The following is a 20,102-nucleotide window of genomic DNA, read 5'->3' as shown; positions in this document are numbered from 1 at the left end:
TTCTTTTTTTTAAAAATTCATGTTAAAACCGAAGTTAAATCTTTTTAAGGTAGGATAATCACCTCTTGACTGCGAAGCGCTTATTTCTTCCTGAGTAGTTCCAGCATTAAACTCTCTATCATCTGGCATATCAGACCATAAGAACAGGTTATTTCCATTTGCAAAAAGCTGAAGACTTTTAAGCCCAAGTTTTTCACATGTCTTTTTGGGTATATCATAAGATAAGGTAACTGCTCTTAGCCTTGTTAAAGACCCATCCAACCAGTTATCTCTAGGATTAGTTGCACCTAGAACCCCAAATGATGGTTGGGTATCAATATTATCTGGCGTATCTACGGTCCAATAATCTAAATCTTGCGTAAAGATTAAAGGTGTAGAATTACTAAACGTTTGGTTACTAAACAATCTTGATGCATTTTGAGTACCATACAATTGCGCCGAAACACGAAAACCTTTGTATGCCGCACCTAGGGTAGCACTCCAGGTTCTTTGTGGCTGTTCTGGATAACCAAAAGGTGCATTATCAAAATTATTATTGTAAATACCGTCTCCATCAAAATCTACAACATCATAATACCCAACACGTGTTAAATTTTGATTTTCAACTTGTGGCGTTGACATGTAAACATCGTCCCAACTTGTTAATATGCCTGCTGGAATAGCCGTTCTTCTTTGCCCAATATTAAAACCAGCATTATTTAGATAAGCAGGCTCCAAAAATGGGTCATCTCTTAGTATTGTTTTATCTATGGCTTGGGTAAAATTAAAATCACCAAATATATTTAAGCCATTAGAAAAGGTATAGTTAGAGCCAAGAACAACCTCATAACCCCTTACCTCAGTGATACCCCTATTAATAGCCGGAGGTGTTGCTCCTAATAAATCTGGTGCAATTTGACTATTAAGAATTACAATATTATCACGGTCTTCAGCAAAATAATCCAGTTCTCCAGTTAATAAACCATTAAACACGGAAAACTCGGCACCTATATTATACTTCACAGCCGACTCCCATTGAAGGTTAGGGTTTCCTACTACAGATTCTCTGAAGAAGTTATAAGGTGATCTTCCATTATTGCCTTGATATGTACTAGGCACTAAGAATGCAGATCCACTAGTGGCCCATTGTGAAAGATACCTCCATCTATCTCTACTAGCAAAAGTATCATCACCAATAATACCGTAAGAGCCTCTAATTTTAAGATTATCTAACCAATCTACATTTTCCATAAATGCTTCGTTAGTAGGTGTCCAACCTGCTGCAATAGATGGGAATAAGTCGAAACGAAACCCTGGGCCAAATTGCTCTGATCCATTATAAGCACCGTTAATATCTAAAAAATATCTTGAATCGTAATTATAAGTTACCCTTCCTACCCAGTCTTCACGGTATGATGGAAATGCACTAGGACCACCACTACCCCTTGCACGCTCCTGTCTTCTCATTAAGAATAGCGCTGTGAAGTTATGCTTTTCGCCGAAAGTCCTGTTATAATTAAATGAAAAATCATACACCATGCTACGTGATCGTTGGTTCTCCTCTACTTCTGAAGTATCTAAAGTCCAAGGTGGTCGAACATAATCAAAACGAGTGGTAACGTCAGGGATAAGAAGACTCTCTTGATCGCCATCGTAAACCCTAAAAATTACACCTCCATCATTCAAATCCTGCCTACTCCTCTTATTATTATCTAAGGTAAACCGTCCTTGAAAGGATAAGCCTTCAGTAATAAAGTCTAATTTTTGTTTTAGTATAAAATCTGTATTGACTTGAAATTGTCTAAAAGTGTCGTAACCCTGAGCCTGTAAAGTTTGAACAGGGTTTACATAAACTTGAAAAAAACTAAATGGGTTTCCATACAAGCCATCTGGATATACAGGTGGGTAAAGACTTGGTGCTATTAGATAAAGTCCATTAGTTACATTACCTAAATTACCTGGGTTTTCTCTAATACCTAAAAAACCAGCTAAACTAACAGCCAACTCAGTAGTATTTGTAATACTAAAATCAATATTACTTCTAAAGTTAAATCTGTCATATCGATACTCACCCAAATACCCTCTTCCATTATCGTATCTTCCTCCATCAAAAATATCACTTACAGTTTGGTAAGCTAAACTACCAAAATATCGAGCTGATTTATTACCTCCACGTACAGACAAGTTAACTCTGTAATCTTGTGCAAAATCTTTTAATAATTCCTCTTCCCAATCAACATTAGGATAAATAAAACTTTCTTCTAAACTACCAGGGTTACGATACCTTTGTACAATAGGTAAAGGTGTATAGTTATTCCATGTATTGGGAGCTTGTGCTACCCCTCTTAAAATGGCACTATTTGCCTCTAATAAAGCATCGAAAGAATCTAGTTTTTCTGGTAATTGAGAAACCATTTTAATGGTTGTATTCGCAGTTAATGATAATTCCGCTTTTCCTATTTTACCTCGCTTAGTGGTAATAATTATTACCCCATTGGCGCCTTCTACACCAAAAACCGCCGTCGCAGAAGCATCTTTAAGAACCGATATGTTTTCAACATCGTTCATATCTATATCGTTCATAGACCTCCTAACACCGTCTACAAGTACAAGAGGGTCTCCATCACCATTCCATGAACTTCTACCTCGAATAAAAATTCTTGTATTATCTTGTCCAGGAACACCACTACCTTGTATGGCGATTACACCAGGTAAATTTCCCTGTAATGCTTCCTCAATATTTGCCACACCAGCTGTCCTTTCCATAAGATCTTCACCTTTCACCTGAGTAATAGCCGCTACTACACTCTCTTTTTTCTGAGTACCATAACCAACGATTACTACTTCATCCAGACTTGCTATGTCCTCTTCTAATACAACGTTCACCGAAGTTTTTCCTGCAACATTTACTTCCTTTGACTTATAACCGATATAAGAGAAAATTAATATACTACCTCCTTCGCGTAAGGTTATATTATAATTTCCGTCAAAATCTGTAACCGCACCATTGGTAGTACCTTTCTGCAGAACATTTACCCCTGGTATGGGAAATCCATCAGGCCCAGAGACTGTTCCCGTAATCCTTTCTTGAGCCTGAATACTAATACTTGTAAAACTGGAAAAGACCATGATAAGCAATAGCACAAACCCAAAGACAGGAAATTGTCTTCTAAATTTTTGTTTCATTTTGAGTTTAAGTTTTAACATACAATTTGTTTTTATTTAGCCGGTCATATATTTAAGTTTTTAGCAAAAACATTTATCTTAAATATATGTTAACAATTTTACAACAATATAGCAATTTAACTATCCTGCACTGTACTGGATTGTTATTTTTTCGTTAAAAAGAGTAATGACAATACGTTTATATTTTTCTTTTAATCCACAGTAATGGATACCTAATTGGCATATTCCTGATTGTTTCAGGATTGTTAGGTATCTGGGGAAGAACTGCCCATGTTTCGATATAAGTATTTTGTTGCAAATGCAACCCTGCAAAAAGGAGTGATGGTTGCTTTGTTGGCCATTCATTCCAGTACATCACATCTTTTTTAAAAGGCCATGCACTTTTATCCTTTAAAAAAGGGTACAAAAAATGTACACCAAGCATCAAGCCTTTACCTTCTTTTGTTATATATTTAAAAAGGTTATCTTCTTTTGTCGTTAAGAGTTGAGCCAAACCAACCATAGCATCCAAATTAAAAATAGAATATCCATATGGTTTGGTTCTAGCCAGTTCTTTTGGGAAACTACCATCGTTTGCCATTTGATCGGGTAAAAGAGTGTTTTTGAATAAGTTTTTACATAATAAAATTTGCTCATGATTACCAACTAAACGTGCAAATGCAGCAACCTGCATCGCCCAACAGGTACTGTGGTTGTTTCCATTATCACGCTCCTTAATGCCATATTCATGGGTAATAAGCCATTTTAAGTACTCTGAGAACCAATCCTTAATAGCAGATAAATCTCCCTTATTATTGATATTAGCGTCTTCAATAATTTCTACTGCTAAGGATACTTCTATTAAATGAATGGTATCTATTATGCCTATACCCCTGCCTGTAACCCTACCTTTAATAGCTTGCGCATAAAGCAAATGCGGATTCATTTTGGTATCTTCATCAACAAACCAAGCCTTTAGATGTGGCATTAGTTTTTGCAGATAAACTTTGTTCTTGGTAATAAGGTATGCTGACGCCAAAGCTCCAGATATTTGACTTAATCTAATCATGGAATGTCTATGAGCTACAAAATTATCTGGATTGGATAATCCGTCTTTACGAATGTAAGGCCCCTTAGGGTCCTCTGGGTTTGGCCACCAATAATCACCTTCAGAATAAAAATCGTGCTTGGTTCCAGAGCTTCGCTCCGAAGTATGGGCTGTAACTGTAATGGGTTCTAAATTCAAGGATTTGTCAGCATCAACTAGAACTTTATCCTTTACAAGAGCTTTAACTATTTCAAAATGAGTTTTAGGTTTATTGGAACACGAAAACAGCAACATTAAAATAGAAAGAAATAAGTAATTGTTTTTCATATTTTATCTATATTATTAGATAAATAGCTCCAATCTTTGTAGGCACAATTTAACAATAATCTTTTGTTTTTTGAATATCTTCTTACTTCTATTCGTTTTTCCTCGCTATTCTATTAAATGACATACCTCACTTAGGGAAAGTCTACCTTTACTAAAAGAAACTTCAGCCTTCAATTAAACGTTAAACAATAAAAACACTTTTTGGCAATAAGATAAAGAGGTAGTAAATATTTGCTAAAACATCTTTACAAAGAGTCTCTCAAAATTAGCCTAGTCTGTAAAAATTTTCTAACCATGATGCCTTCAGACACAAATTCTGCTGCCATTGCACCAAACTCTTTAAAGTCAACTGAAACTACGGAAATCCCTTTAAAGGTAAATCTTTTAATTGGTGTTTCGTTATAAGATAACAAGCCCACATCTTTGCCCAACTCAAAATTGCAGGCAATACATTGGTCTAATACCTCGTAAAGCATTCTGTCATTAACGGTGATATATGCTATATTTTTTTCTACCCTAAACTCTTTTGTGTTCTTTAAAACTTTAAAATCGAAATCGTTATTCTCGCAAAATTTTTTGAAATATTTCACACTTTCCCAAGGGTGAAAAGTATATTCTGGGTAAACAAAGTGAATCCCTTTATATTTTTTAAAAAGTTGTAACGCCTGTTCTAAGCAACGATAAAAACCTTTTCCAAAGTCTTGCAATAAATAATTTTCCGTCTTTTTTGAACCTAAATCCCAATCAATTAACAGAAGCTTTCTACTATCAATTTTTGAAATGGCCTTTTTAACCTTGGGGTGATCAAACCCCATTATTATGTATTTATAATATTCTCCGCTTTCAACGTTCAATGCCGACTTAAAACTTTTTACGTTAAAATGATGGAATTGTAAATCAACAATCACATTTTTGGGTAAATTTTGCATAAAGGAATGGTACATTACTTCTTTATATGCTTTGAAAGTGCTGATAAGTAAAAGCACTTTAATTTTATTATCCGCAATGTAGTACCCCTTGTGAGGGGTAGATTTAATAAAACCTTCTTGCTTTAATAAGGTATATGCTTTAAATACGGTATCCCTAGACAACTTATAACTTCTACTAAACTCATTTATGGAGGGAATGCTATCACCTGATTTAAAAGTATTAGACTCTATAGATTCCTTAAATGCATTAAATACTCTTTTGTATTTCGGAATATCGTTTTCATCTATATTCTTCAATTTTACCATGGTACGCAACATAAATACATAAAAACCTTAGTGCAGATTAAATGATTAAAAAAAGATGAGAAGAGTTAAACTAAATACCAACTAAGAAATTCCGTGGGCTCAGGACTCTCTTCCAGAAAATAAATTAAAAGAAATTGCCTAAAGAAACTATCCTGTACTGTCTGCCACAACGTTTGCCCTGTAGGGAAAAAATAGAGTGAAAAGCTTACCAAGCCTTAATAAATGCACGTATTTTCAACCTTTCAAACTGCTAAACGGCTATTCAATATTTAGGTAAGTACCTTTAAAACTCTGATTGAGTACCATCACCTGTAGTAGTTTATTTTCAGAAAACCGTTTTACTTCAATTGATGCTTTTCCATTTGCCATCTCTATAACTTCACTCCCTGTTGGGGTACCTTGACTAATTATGGCATCTCCTCCATTTAAACATTGAAAATACACACGCTCTTCATAATCTAAGCATTGTAAACCCTTATTATCTATGGCTGTAGCAGTAATCAAATAATTCCCATTGTCTAGCTTTCTATGCTCTAATTTTAAGGCTCTAGCTTTACCGTTTTTAGTAAACCTGTAGTTGACTTTCAATTCATCTTCCACTTTTTTACCATCTATAGTTATACCAACGGAAGTCAATGTATTTTCACCTTCTTGAAAATTGACACTCCAATTTAATCCAGCTGCAGGAAACTGTTTATTATTTCGCTCTTTAATACCCAAACTTTTTCCATTTAAAATAAGTTCCACTTCTGGGCAGTTACTATATACGCTTATATCTCTTGGTTTTCCCTTTGGCCCTTGCCGTTCTGTCCATGTATGCGATTCTATGTAAGTGAATGGGTCGTCGCTCCAATAACTCTTAAACACATAAAATGCGTCTTTTGGCTTGCCTGTTCTATCTACCAATCCCTTTTGGTTCATATAAGGAATAGCGTTTTCTGGACGTAGAGGTGTTCCAAAGTCTTTAAATGCCCACTGTACATTCCCGACAAAGGTTGAATCGTTTTCTGAAATACGTAAATGCCAATCAAATAAGTCTACAATGTAATTTTCACTCCAATCTCCTATTTGGGCAATATTCGCTACATCAGTTTGCACAATGGCCTCTTCCCATCCATCTGATTGAATTTTACCTTCCCCAGTGATTGGGTTTTCTGTATGTCGCCCTACATGACTTGATCCACCGTATTCGGCATGCAAAAAATGAGGGTATTCTGCTTTGTATTGGTCTATGGCCTTTTGATAGCTTTTATAACTCCCAGAATACCAACCAGACCATATTGATGGTGAAAATACATCAACAATATCTGCACCTTCGTAATATTTTCTAATGGCCGTTTTTCTTGAAGGATCTAGCTCGTGCGCATAATCGTTCAATTCTCTTAAAAACTCATTTATTTTTTCTCTATCATCTCCATTTTCAAAATCTGGCAACCAATAGATTTCATTACCCAATGACCATAAAATGATACTAGGATGGTTGAAGTTTTGGTTAATGATTTCCTTTAACATGGTTTTGGTATTGGTTTTCCAAGTTTCATTACCTAAACCACCTCTGCACCATGGCAATTCATCCCAAACCAAAAGCCCTAATTCGTTGCAAGCCTTGTAAACTTCTGGATCTTGTGGGTAATGTGCCAAACGCACAAAGTTGGCTCCCATATCTTTTATAAGTTCCATATCAGCTCTATGCTGCTCGTTGGACATTGCTGCTCCTACTCCTGCATGCTCTTCATGCCTATGCGTTCCTCTAAGCAATAAACGTTCACCATTCAAATAAAATGCACCATGGTCTTTGAATTCAAACCACCTGAAACCTACTTTTTCAGATAATTTATCTTTGACGATATTTCCATCAAGCAATTCAATATTAAGGGTATATAAGTTTGGTGTAGAGGTATGCCAGAGTTTTGGGCTCTTAATATCTCTGAATGCAACATTTGCTGCGTTTTCAGAAACATTAAATAATGATGTTTTTACTGTTTCATTATTAGCATCAATTAATGACGCCTTAACTTTTAAGTTAGATCTATTGGCGCCATTTACTGATACTGTCGCTATTAATTCTGCATTCTCATGTGAAACCTTTGGCGTGCTAATTTTTAAAGATGTAAGATGATTTGCAGGATATGTATTAAACCACACATCCCTCGTAATTCCTCCAAATATGAAAAAATCACTTTTTTGAGACGGTATAACTTCCGGGTTATAACTATTGTCTACTCGAACTAAAATTTCATTCTTTCCGTTAGAAACAACATCGGTAATATCTACTTTAAACCCTATATACCCCCCAGTATGACCTCCAAGTTTTTTTCCATTAACATAGACATCGCTTACAATATTTACGCCTTCAAAATACAATTCGTATTTATTGTTTTTAGAAACAGCATCAATTGTTAAGTCCTTCTTATACCAACTTGCACTTCTCCTGTAGCCTGGTGTAATATCTGTAGCATCTAAGGCATTCCAACTGTGAGGTAAATTTATCTGCTCCCAATAATTTTGAGACAATGCTTCATTTAAAGAGGTTGTATTATTCTCTAGGTATAACCAGTTCTCATTAATATTTTTTTGTGTACGCTCAACATCTGTTTTTGTATCTGAATTACATGAGAACATGATAACGCAAATGAAAAACAAGCCTAGTTTTATTACAGGAATTTTTAATTTCATTAAGTTAGGTTTAGTTAGCAATATTGATATTGTTATACATCGTAAATCTTCAATAAGAATGATTTTTAGCAGTATACCTTTATCCTACAAATTATAAAATGATCCTACTTTATACTTAAATTTATTCTATTTCTTTAAGGCGCAATAGTGTTTGCAAGAAATAATAATCTCCGTATACAATAGGTTCGTCCATTTCATGGCGTTTAGACCAGTCTCCAAAACTATGATCCAAAATAAAAGGCACCTTTAAATCTTTCGGTAAAATGTAGTGTTCCGTTTTTAAGCTATTTACAACTTTTTTACTGTAGTCTAAATATGAATCGTTTTTTGTGTACTTGTAAAGCTCTACTAATGCTGAAGCAACGATAGTCCCTGCTGACACATCTCTTGAAATATTTGGAATATCTGGATGACTAAAATCCCAATAAGGAATTCCATCCTCAGGTAAATTTTTATGATGTATAAAATAATCTGCGGTTGCAGTTGCTCGATCTAAATACTTCTTGTCCTTTGTATACCGATACACCATTGCATAACCGTTTATGGCCCAACCTTGCCCTCTAGCCCATGCCGAATCATCATTTATGCCCTGATGTGTTACACGGCCTCTAACTTGACCCGATATTGTATCATAATCCAGAACATGCCATGTACTGCCATCTGGTCTAAAATGATTCTTTAACGTAGTATTAGCATGTTTTACAGCAATTTTATGAAATGAACTGTCTCCAGAGATTTTTGTAGCTTCAAAAAGCAACTCTAAGTTCATCATATTATCAATAATTACTGGAAATTGCCATCTGTCTTTACCAAAGTCCCAAGAACGTATGCTTCCAACATTTTCATTAAATCGTGTACTTAAAGTTTTGGCACTTTTCACAATAATGTCTTTGTAATTTTGGTTATCTTCAACAGATAAACCATTACCAAAACTGCAAAACACCTTAAATCCCATATCATGGGTTCTGCCGTTAAACTTTTCCTTTTCCATAAAGGCAGTCCACGCTTTTGCTTTTTCCTTGAAACTGCTATCTCCTGTCAACTTATAGATTTGCCAAAGATTTCCAGGAAAAAAACCACTAGTCCAGTCTTTTGATGGTACTCTTTTAATTTGTTTCTTTTCTGGTGAATAACTCCTTGGAAACGCGGTAGAATCTGCATCATAGTTTAAAAGAAGCTGATATCTTTCTGTTAAAAGTCCTTGGACATCACGCCTATTCTCTGATACATTATTTTTATCCTCAGATTTGCAGGCTAAAACTGCAAATCCGAGGATAAGAAATAAAAGACTAACTCTAAACATTAAACTAAAGTCCTTTTTAGTAACCAGGGTTCTGAGGTAAAAGATTAGGGTTTCTTTCAAGCTCTTGCGCTGGCAATGGGAATAAATAATCTTGATTTGGATCGAAGTTTGGCTTTGCACCTTCTAATCCTGATGCACTAAACACCTCGTTACCTAATCTTCTTCTCGCTATATCATACCATCTTTTAAATTCGAATGCTAACTCTAACCTACGTTCCTCTAAAACCATGTCTCTAAAGGCATCTTGAGATAAACCAGAAACATCAGCAGGAAAGGTTCCTCCATTTCTCGCTCTTTCTCTTACTCTATTTACATAACCTTCTGCCTCAGTTGAACCCGCAGACACTTCATTTAACGCCTCAGCTGCAATTAAAAGTACTTCAGCATAGCGCATCATAGAATAGTTATGCTGTGAAGCTCTACCATTATTATTGGCTGTTACTCCAGTTGCACGGGTATATTTTGCGATGTGCGGGCGGTTTACTGCTCTACTATTGAAAGTTCTAAAATTCGTGAAAGGCTCAACATTACCGTTAAAAACTCCAGTAGCATCAAAACTAACTGACTTTCTATAATCTTGATCATCCCAAGTGTTGTAAACTTCTAATGAAGGTACTGCTACAGACCAACCACCGCCAATGCCGTATTGTTCATCACTTCTAATACCAGTTAATGCTGGTTGGTAATCTTGACCAGCATCACCATCTCTAAACCCATTAAAGTCTAATGAAAATATTGGTTCTTTAGAACTATCGATTTTAGTAGCATCAAATAAGTCTTGAAAATCTGCTTCTAAAGCTAATTCATAAGCACCTTCATTATCAATAACGCCTTTAGCCTCATTGTAAGCCTCTTGGTAGTTACCAATAGTTAAATGTACTAAAGCTAAATAAGAGTGTGCAGCGGATTTTGCTGGAATGGATCTCGCTGGTTGTGTATTTGGCAGCCATTGCTTTGCAAATTCCAAATCTGAAATTATATTAGCGTACACCTCAGCTGCTGGCGTTTTACTTATTGAACCTGCTGCCTGTACATCAGTTACTGGTTCGCTTAAATAAGGTATATCTCCAAACTGTCTCACCAAATGAAAATAAGTAAAAGCCCTTAAAAAATACGCTTGAGCAGTAATTTCATTTTTTTGTTCTTCTGGAGCATCTACTAGTTCTGCACCAGCTATAGCTTGATTTGCAGCTGCAATACACTGATAACTTCTTCTCCAATTATCAGGAATCATTCCATTGTCGGCTGGTACATTAAATTCATTATGCTCTATTCTACGTGCAGAGGTAGTGGGATCTCCAATATCTACCATATCACTACGTAATAAAATGGTAAGAGACATTTTTCTACCCCAAAAATCTTCATGGGTTAAATGACCGTAAGAACCATTTACTGCTGTTTGAATATCACGCGGTGTCTGAAAAAACCCTTCTGGAGCTAACAGACCAACCGGTTCCTCTTCTAAATCTGAACATCCTATTATTGATAACCCTATCAATAAGAAGAAAAATTTGTACGTTGTTTTCATATTAATATTTTTTATTTTTTTAGAATTTTAAATTTACACTAAAATTAACAGATCTCACATTTGGGTAATTTCCAAAGTCAAATCCATTTGTTGTATTAGCGGCTGAACTATCACCTCCGCCAGAACCAAAATAGCTCACTTCAGGATCTAAACCAGAATAATTGGTAATCGTCAATAAATTTTGTGCACTTACAGAAAGCCTAACACTTTGCATACCAAGTTTTTCAACTACATCACCTGGTAATGTATATCCTAAAGCGATATTTTTTAATCTGATATAACTCCCATCTTCAACAAAACGAGAAGAAATCTCTTTACCTCTAAGTTTTGCACGTGGGATATTTGTATCTGTGTTTGTTGGTGTCCAAGAGTTAAGAATATCTGTGGTAGCGTTTGAGTCTCCATTGAATAACTGAATGGCAGTAAGATTCATAATATCGCCACCTTGTACGCCTTGAAAAAAGATATTTAAATCAAAATTCTTGTACGTAAAATTGTTTGTAAAACCAAAAGTGAAATCTGGTGTTGGATCGCCAATAATTTGTTGATCTGATGGTGAGATATCTCCACTACCATCTACATCAGTAAATAACTGGTCACCCGCTTCACCTCCTGGTAGAAGCGCTGTTCCTGCTGGTAAAGCACCGCCTTGGTACACGCCTTGGTAGTCATAGCCCCAAAATGCGCCTAATACTTCCCCTTCTCTTAATAAGTGCGTACGAGGTAGGTTAAAATAACCTGGTGATGCATCCAAAAACAAATCTATATCACCACCTAAAGCTATTACTTCGTTTCTATTTATTGCTAAATTAAAGTCTGTAGTCCAACTAAAATCTTCATTACTAATATTTCTAGTATTTAAGTTAATCTCAAATCCTTTGTTATTTACTTCTCCAATATTTCTCAAACTTAATGGTGTTAAAAAACCTAGATATTGGGCCTGGGTATTATCTCCAAGAATTAAATCTTCAGTATCAATATTGTAATAATCTAAAGATAGTGATACCTTATTATTAAATAACCCAACATCCAAACCTATGTTTGTTTGTACTGATGTTTCCCATTTTAAATCTGGATTAGCAGGTTGGTCTGGTGTTACTGCATTAATCGTTTGGCCATTATTTACTGCGTAAAGATTATCAAAACGTGCTAAAGACTCAAATGGCGATATAGCTTGATTACCAGTTACACCGTAACTAGCCCTTAATTTTAAATTTGAAATAGCTTCATTATCTTTTAAGAAATCTTCGTTAGATATTTTCCAACCAATAGCGGCTGAAGGGAAAATAGCATACTTCTCGTTAGCAGCAAAGTTTGATGCACCGTCACGTCTAACGGTAGCTGTAAATAAATACTTATCATCATAATCAAAATTAATTCTACCAAATTGAGATTGAATTTCAGACTCTACTAAAGATGATGTTGGTATTAGTTGTACAGCACCTCCTGATAAATTACGGTAAGAAAAAGAATCAGAAGTGAATCCTTGCGCACCTGTCGCAAACAATTCTCTTGTCTCTTTTTGATATGAATATCCTGCCAATAATGTTAACAGACCTTTACCAACTTCTGTATTATACGTTAAATAGTTTTCGCTAATTAGATTTGTTTCTCTTACGTTAGCTATTGCAGCTCTACCACCTACATTACCACCTGCAGTTGTTATTAAAGTAGATGGTCTAAAAAGTCCAGCAGTTTCATTTGCTGAGCTAAAGCCAAAAGTAGTTTTAAATGCTAAATTTTCTATAATATCATAATTAGCATATAAGTTCGCTCTGTATTCATCTTCTTTTACTTCATTAATACCTTCTCTTGCCACAGCAACAGGATTATCAATATCATCTCCAACACCATTTATAGTATTAAGTCCATTCGCATCCAAAACACCTAAATCTGGAGCAAACCTAAAAGAACCGCTAACTACATCATCACCACCACCATTGGCTGTTTCTCCTGTAGACTGCGTAGGCACACCATTTTCAGCACTTCTACTCCCAAAAATATTAATACCTAGTTTTAATTTATCAGTTACTTGTGCGTCTATATTTGATAAAAATGTAAAACGTTCAAATTCAGAATTGATTAACACACCATCTTGCTTGAAATAATTGGCTGATGCGTAAAAATTAACTTTATCTGTTCCTCCAGAAAATGACGCTTGATGGTTTTGAATACTACCTGTTCTGTATAATAAATCCTGCCAGTCTGTATTTGCTGGCCCTTGCACATAACTAGGATTTATGGCTTGTTGGTATGCTGCAAACTGGTTAGCATCCAAAAGATCTAATTCATTCGACGTATTTTGAACTGAATAATTTGAATTAAGCTCAATAGTTAATGCACCACTTCTACCCTTTTTGGTAGTTACTAAAACCACACCGTTTGATCCTCTGGAACCATATATAGCTGTGGCAGAAGCATCTTTTAAGACTTCCATAGATGCTATGTCATTTGGTTGAGGAAACGTGGCTCCAACAAAACCATCTACAACGATAAGAGGTGAACTACTAGCATTAATGGACGTATTACCTCTAATTTGAATATTAATAGGCGCTCCAGGTTCACCACCATTATTAGATTGCACAACAACACCTGCCGCACGCCCTTGAAGTGCCTGAGCAGCATCTAACACAGGGAAAGCAGTTAATTCTTCTGAGTTTACAGAAGATACGGCACCAGTTAAATCACTCTTTTTTCTAGAACCATAGCCTACAACCACTACTTCGTCTAAAGCAGCCAAATCTTCTTTTAGCTGTACATCTAATCTACTTGAACTACCTACTCTAACTTCACGAGTGGTATATCCTACGTAGCTAAAAACCAGAACTGCATCTCCACTAACATTGATGGTATAGTTTCCATCAAAATCTGTTGACGTTCCATTGGTTGTGCCTTTCACAATCACATTTACTCCTGGTAATTCCGATCCATCCGACTGGGATGTTACAGTTCCCTGTACTGTTTTGTCTTGCGCAGCCGCGCTAAAGACAAAACATAAACTTAATAACAGCAAAAACGCGTTTTTTACTTGCTTAGTTTTCTTCATTAGTTTAATTTTAAGTTAATCTTAGTTTAAATGGTTATCAAACCGCATGTATCCATTAATTAAAATGAATATTCTACAGTTTAATATTTTAAAATTGTTAATATTATTTTTTTGGTGAACCAGACTGGTAAACCAATTTGGTTCACCAAATATAAACAAATATTTTTAACTTCATAATAAAAAGTTAAAAAATAGCCGTTTCATAAAGTCCTTCGTATTTCCATTTAAGTGAAATAAATAATAACCAAACCAAATACAACTATTATCAGCACCAATAAAATTTCAATGTACTTAGTTTTATGGTTCACTTTTTTCATTATTCTAAAACTAGAAAAAATTAATGTTGTAGAAGTACAAATCAGGGAGTAAAATAATACAGTAAATTGATTATTAGACACTTACAGTGTATTTATTCCTGCTAGTCTGAGAACCTCTCAGCGTATTTTGAAGGTGTCTCCCCAAATTTCTTTTGAAAAGATTTACTGAAATACTTAGGATCCTTGTACCCAACCCTATAACTCACTTGGGATATATTAACTTTTCCTTGTTCCAGTAGTTGTGCTGCGCGTCTCATCCTAAAATGCAAAATAAACTCATTAGGTGTAAAATTTGACCATGCTTTTATTTTTGTAAATAACATGGTTCTACTAACACCTAATTCTGAACAGAAATAGGCTATATCAAATTCTTCGTTACTTATGTTTTCGTTAACAATTTGCAATGCCTTTTTATATAGTGTTTCATCATAGGAAGACAATAGAATATCATTTGGCTCAAATCCATCATTGGACGCAAATTTTTGTTGTAATGTTTCTCTTGTTTTTAGTAAGTTTTTTATCCTAAGCTTAAACTCATTTATATCAAAAGGTTTACTAATGTAGTCATCGGCTCCATGCTCTAATCCATCAACTTTATAAATTAAAGACGACCTAGAAGTTAATAGTATTAAAGGAATATGACTTGTTTTTAACTCACCTTTTATCGCAGAACACAATTCTGTTCCAGTCATTTCAGGCATGATAACATCACTAACTATTAAGTCTGGCAATTCTGTTTTAGCCTTTTTTAAGGCTACTTTTCCATTTTCAGCTTCGATAATATTATAGCTTGATATCAGCAAGTCTCGAATAAATTTTCTTAATTGTTTATTGTCCTCTACCAACAAAATCGTGGATTTCTCTGAATCGACTGCTACTTCTAGATCATGATGAATTGCAGGGACCGCATCTTCTAATTGGGTAACGTACTGTGTGACATCATCACTAAACTTAAAGTCCTTTAAAATTTCAGAAGCCTCAAGGTGTGCATTACCCAGTTTTAAGGTTACAGAAAATATAGACCCTCCATTTTTAATATTTTCGCTTACTTCTATACTACCTTTATGTAATTCAACTATATTTTTCGCTATAGATAAACCTATACCTGTTCCCTTATTATAATCCTTATCTGGTTTATTATTAATTGCTACCTCAAAGAAACGCTCAAATATTTTGTCTTGATATTCTTTTGCTATACCAACACCTGAATCTTCAACATTTATTATAATATTATTTATAGTCTTTTTTACCCTGATGGTAATATCTCCACCTTTTGGCGTATATCTAAAGGCATTGGATATTAAGTTGAAAAATACGCGTTCTAGCTTGTTACGGTCGTAATACACTAAAATCTCCTCTTCATTACATAAAAATTCAAAATTGTAATCTTGGTTTTCTGCATAGGCTGTGAAGGACAGGAAAATCTCTTTTAAAAACTTGACGATGTTCCCCTCTGCCGCCTCTAATTTGTATAAATGACTTTCAAATTTTCTAAAATCCATCAACCTATTAATAAGTTGTAGCAAATGACTTGCATTATTTTCAATGACCAAGAGTTTCCTATATATTTTACTGCTTCCACGATAATCTTCTATAATTTGCTTGAGAGGTCCTAATATTAAAGCCAATGGTGTTCTAAACTCATGAGAAATATTGGTGAAAAAGTCTAATTTAGTTTTATTGATCTCTTTTGTTCTTTCGGTTTCAAGATACTCTAGTTGTAAATCATGTTTTAGTTTTGTTCTAGATTTTAAAATGTTTAGTAGAAAATAAAGTGCACTTAAAATTAGCAGACCATATATTGTAAAGGCCCACCACGTGCGCCAAGGCGCTGGTGCTACGTATATATCCAATGAAGTTGTATTGGCATTCCACACATTATCATTGTTTGCTCCTTTTAATTCAAAGGTGTAATTACCTGGGTTTTGAATAGTATATGATGCACTATTGTTTGTGGTTACGTTCCATTCTTTTTCTAAACCCTTCAGCCTATATTTATATTTATTATTGCTCGAGTTGATAAAATTTGGTATAGAAAACGAAATACTAAAGTTACCTTGGGTATGAGATAAATTTACCGATTTTGTGTAAGGTAGTGGGTTTTTTAAAACCATACCAGAGCTATTTGGGCTTACATCGTTTTCCCTTACCATAAAATCAGTTAATATGACTTGAGGAGCGTAATTATTTTTAGTTAGTTTTTTCGGACTGAAATAAGACACACCAAGTGGCCCGCCAAAATAGAACTCGGAATCATCTGTTTTGAAACTGGAGCTATCATTAAATTCATTACTTACCAACCCATCCGTTTGGTTATACACTTGTGCAGTTTTGTCATTATAATTATACTGAATTAAGCCCTGGTTAGTACTTATCCATAACTGATTATCTTCACCTTCGAGTATACTGTGTACAGATGAAACTTTAGTTTCTCCCAAGCTTAAGCTCACAGGGTTAAAAGCAGTTCCATCATATCTAAATAGTCCTCTCGACTTTGTTCCCACCCATAAGTTGTTGGAACTATCTTCGTAAACACACGGAATATCATCACCATATTGTAAGTTCTTATCATAAAAATAAGTAGATATAGCTCCTTGGTCATCAATTTTATTTAGGCCCTTTTCGGTACCCACCCAAACATGGTTGTTTGAGTCTGCACAGATTGCTCTCACTAAATTACTGGATAATAAAGCACCTTCACCCAAATCGGCATATCTCTTAAAGTTCTTTGATTTAAAATTAAATTTAAATAAACCCTTCCCAAAAGTACCTATCCAAATGTTACTTGACGCATCCCTTGTAATAGCGTATACACCAGTATTCTCTATAAGTTGTACTAATGTGGATGGCAATGATTCATTAATGAATCGTTTTAATTTTAGACTATAGACATCCAAACCACTCTTAAAAGTGCCAATCCAAAGTTTATCTCCTTCAACATGTAATGCTTTTATATTGTCATCTGATAATTTGGAATTACTCCTGGTAATATATTGATATGTATTATGGTTTTTATCCCATACGTTTACACCACCTCCTTCGGTGCCAAAAAAGAAAAGATTTTCATATTTTTCTATTGAACTAACTACCGAATAGTTCAATCCCTTACCTTTTCGATTTTGAGTAATTTTTTTAAAATTCACATTTGTTTCATCCCAAATATTAACCCCTCCGTAATAAGTCCCAATCCAAATAGACCCTTTTCTATCTTTAAACAAGCATTTTACTGAATTTTTACTTAATGCGTCTTTTTTATCAACATCTGCCTTCAGGGTTGTTACTGACATATTTTTATCGACAACTTTTAAACCGTTGTAAGTACCCACCCAAAGATTCATTTTATCATCAAACAGCAATTGCCTTACGTTATTACTGTTCAAATCTTCTTTATCCACTTGTAAATACGGTACAATAGTCTGTTGGGTACTATCGTATTTCAATATACTTTTACTTCTTGTGGCTATTAGAATATCTCCCTTGCTATCTTCCTGTAAATCTTGGATATAAAGCTTCTCAGTACCTTCTATAAGTTTGAAATTTATGAGTTCTTGAGCACCAGAAACTTTGTAAACACCAGCTCCTGTTCCTACAAATATATTTCCGTCAGAACTTTCTAAAATTGAAATTGTCTGCTTTTCAACGGGCCTCAAGGCAGTATTTAAATAGGTGCTAAATGTATCTGTTTTGTTGTTATAAAGCGATAGTCCCTCTGAAGTACCAACCCAAACTTGACCATTTGAGAGTGTTTTAATCGTCCAAATAGTATTATTGGCTAATGACGTTTTTTTTTCATTATGAAATAACCTTTCAAACTCATTGGTTTTGGGATTGTATTTATTAAGCCCATTGTATGTTCCTATCCACAAAAATCCTTCACTATCTTCTTCAATAGATAAAATATCATTATTGCTAATAGATTTGGGGTTGCCTTCTACATTTCTATAAATAGTGAATTTAGTGCCATCATATTTGTTTAAACCATCGCGCGTGCCAATCCATATTTGCCCTAACTTATCTTGATATATTGTTATAACAGTGCTTTGTGACAACCCATCAATTGTGGTTAAATGTGAAAAACTGAATGATGACGAAGTTTGGGAAAAGCTCGCAGAATAAATGCTGAAAAATAGTAAAAAAACAAGACGCCTAAACATTAAATACATTCCGTTTGAGTATCTCGTAAATATAAATAAGAATAAAGAGAAAACTGAAAAATCAATTGCTATATTTTTCACCTAACTACTAAAAACATGCTAACAAATACCGTATGTATTAGTTTATTTTTACGTTAAAGATAGCACTATTGAGGTGGTATAATGTAATTAATCAAAGTGCAATAGTTCTAAAATCTTAGCTCGAGAGCAATAACCACGTAAAATTTTAATCTTTAGAAAACAAAAGTGAAATATGAGCCGAAGTGGCCCTCTACCTTTTAATGTCACCTAAACCATTACCCTCTACTAATCTTGAAACTTCTTCATTGGAGACCATATTTGCATCCCCTTCAACAGTATGCTTCAGGGCACATGCTGCGGCAGCGAATTTTAAGGCTATTGCATCTTCTTTATGGTTGACTAAGCCATATATCAATCCAGCTGCATAGGCATCTCCAGTTCCTACGCGATCTATAACATGCGTTACATCATAGAAGGGCGTTGTAAGGAGTTTGCTACCATTCCACATTTTTCCTTTTATTCGGTTATGAGAAGCACTTAACACTTCCCTGTCCTTATCCACCACTTTCTGTATTACCGGGAATTTTTCTTGTAGCGTTTTTGCACTTCTTTCAAAATCTGATTCTGGTTTTCCAACACCAAAAATATCATACATGTCATAAGTACTAGCAATTACTACGTTGGAGCCAGAAACCAAATCGGGAATTATATCTTGTTGTGACAAGCCATATTTCCATAAACTTTTTCTCGAATGAATATCACCAGAAACCATAATCCCCATAGAATTTGCTACCTGGATAGCCTTTAGACAAGCTTTAGCGGCACCACGAGAAATTGCAGGAGTGATTCCCGTCCAATGAAACCAATCTGCTCCCTTTAAAATGTCTTCCCATTGAATCATTTCTGGTTCTATTTTTGAAAATGCAGAGTCTTCTCTTTCGTAAACAACTTCACTTGAACGATGAACAGCTCCCTTTTCCAAGAAATATAGACCCATTCTGGTATCTCCATATAATATATGGTCCGTGTCTATCCAATGCTGCCTTAAGTATTGTGTTGCTGATTTACCCACAAGATTATCTGGAAGCCGTGTGACGTGGCACGCTTTCATCCCCATGTAAGCTAATGCTATGGCGACGTTTGCTTCACCCCCACCATAGTCAATATCTAAAGATGTAGCCTGAGAAAACTTAGCATAACCTGGAGGTGATAACCTCATCATAACTTCTCCAAACGTTACAATTTTCTTTGTTTCCATATTGAGCGTGATGAATTTTTAAAATCCAATAATGCTATTTCTTAA

The 20,102-nt window shown here is 34.9% G+C and carries 9 protein-coding genes; all 9 read right to left on the bottom strand.

Annotated elements, in window-relative coordinates:
* Positions 1-9: 9 nt before the first annotated feature.
* The 9 genes from AC1B0Z_RS15950 to AC1B0Z_RS15910 all read right to left on the bottom strand — a co-directional run bounded on the left by AC1B0Z_RS15950 (position 10) and on the right by AC1B0Z_RS15910 (position 20,057).
* Complete coding sequence (locus AC1B0Z_RS15950; RefSeq protein ID WP_483793203.1) at positions 10-3,165, bottom strand: SusC/RagA family TonB-linked outer membrane protein; 3,156 nt, start codon at positions 3,163-3,165, stop codon at positions 10-12.
* Positions 3,166-3,343: 178 nt separating this feature from the next.
* Positions 3,344-4,519, bottom strand: a complete 1,176-nt coding sequence (locus AC1B0Z_RS15945) for an alginate lyase family protein (protein WP_483793202.1) — start codon at positions 4,517-4,519, stop codon at positions 3,344-3,346.
* A 245-nt stretch (positions 4,520-4,764) separates the two neighbouring features.
* Positions 4,765-5,754 (bottom strand): GntR family transcriptional regulator, encoded by a 990-nt coding sequence (locus tag AC1B0Z_RS15940; protein WP_483793200.1) that lies wholly within the window; start codon positions 5,752-5,754, stop codon positions 4,765-4,767.
* A gap of 258 nt (positions 5,755-6,012) precedes the next feature.
* Positions 6,013-8,430, bottom strand: coding sequence for a glycoside hydrolase family 2 protein (locus tag AC1B0Z_RS15935; RefSeq protein WP_483793198.1), 2,418 nt, complete (start codon positions 8,428-8,430; stop codon positions 6,013-6,015).
* A 121-nt stretch (positions 8,431-8,551) separates the two neighbouring features.
* Positions 8,552-9,733 carry a glycoside hydrolase family 88 protein gene (locus AC1B0Z_RS15930; protein ID WP_483793197.1) on the bottom strand — a complete coding sequence of 394 codons (1,182 nt, stop codon included), beginning with the start codon at positions 9,731-9,733 and terminating at the stop codon, positions 8,552-8,554.
* 16 nt (positions 9,734-9,749) lie between these two features.
* The gene (locus AC1B0Z_RS15925) at positions 9,750-11,261 is read right to left on the bottom strand and encodes a RagB/SusD family nutrient uptake outer membrane protein (RefSeq protein ID WP_483793195.1); all 1,512 of its coding nucleotides are present in this window, start codon (positions 11,259-11,261) and stop codon (positions 9,750-9,752) included.
* Positions 11,262-11,280: 19 nt separating this feature from the next.
* Positions 11,281-14,307 (bottom strand): SusC/RagA family TonB-linked outer membrane protein, encoded by a 3,027-nt coding sequence (locus tag AC1B0Z_RS15920; protein WP_483793194.1) that lies wholly within the window; start codon positions 14,305-14,307, stop codon positions 11,281-11,283.
* A gap of 418 nt (positions 14,308-14,725) precedes the next feature.
* Positions 14,726-18,673, bottom strand: a complete 3,948-nt coding sequence (locus AC1B0Z_RS15915; RefSeq protein ID WP_483793193.1) for a hybrid sensor histidine kinase/response regulator transcription factor — start codon at positions 18,671-18,673, stop codon at positions 14,726-14,728.
* 376 nt (positions 18,674-19,049) lie between these two features.
* The gene (locus AC1B0Z_RS15910; RefSeq protein WP_483793192.1) at positions 19,050-20,057 is read right to left on the bottom strand and encodes a sugar kinase; all 1,008 of its coding nucleotides are present in this window, start codon (positions 20,055-20,057) and stop codon (positions 19,050-19,052) included.
* Between the last annotated feature and the right edge of the window lie 45 nt (positions 20,058-20,102).

The organism is Hyunsoonleella sp. J2K-J805 (assembly GCF_057167125.1).
This window is presented reverse-complemented; position numbering and strand designations above follow the sequence as displayed.

Coding starts and splice junctions, on each gene's coding strand:
- AC1B0Z_RS15950 (WP_483793203.1), bottom strand. CDS start 3,165: ATGAAACAAAAATTTAGAAGACAATTTCCTGTCTTTGGGTTTGTGCTA.
- AC1B0Z_RS15945 (WP_483793202.1), bottom strand. CDS start 4,519: ATGAAAAACAATTACTTATTTCTTTCTATTTTAATGTTGCTGTTTTCG.
- AC1B0Z_RS15940 (WP_483793200.1), bottom strand. CDS start 5,754: ATGGTAAAATTGAAGAATATAGATGAAAACGATATTCCGAAATACAAA.
- AC1B0Z_RS15935 (WP_483793198.1), bottom strand. CDS start 8,430: ATGAAATTAAAAATTCCTGTAATAAAACTAGGCTTGTTTTTCATTTGC.
- AC1B0Z_RS15930 (WP_483793197.1), bottom strand. CDS start 9,733: ATGTTTAGAGTTAGTCTTTTATTTCTTATCCTCGGATTTGCAGTTTTA.
- AC1B0Z_RS15925 (WP_483793195.1), bottom strand. CDS start 11,261: ATGAAAACAACGTACAAATTTTTCTTCTTATTGATAGGGTTATCAATA.
- AC1B0Z_RS15920 (WP_483793194.1), bottom strand. CDS start 14,307: ATGAAGAAAACTAAGCAAGTAAAAAACGCGTTTTTGCTGTTATTAAGT.
- AC1B0Z_RS15910 (WP_483793192.1), bottom strand. CDS start 20,057: ATGGAAACAAAGAAAATTGTAACGTTTGGAGAAGTTATGATGAGGTTA.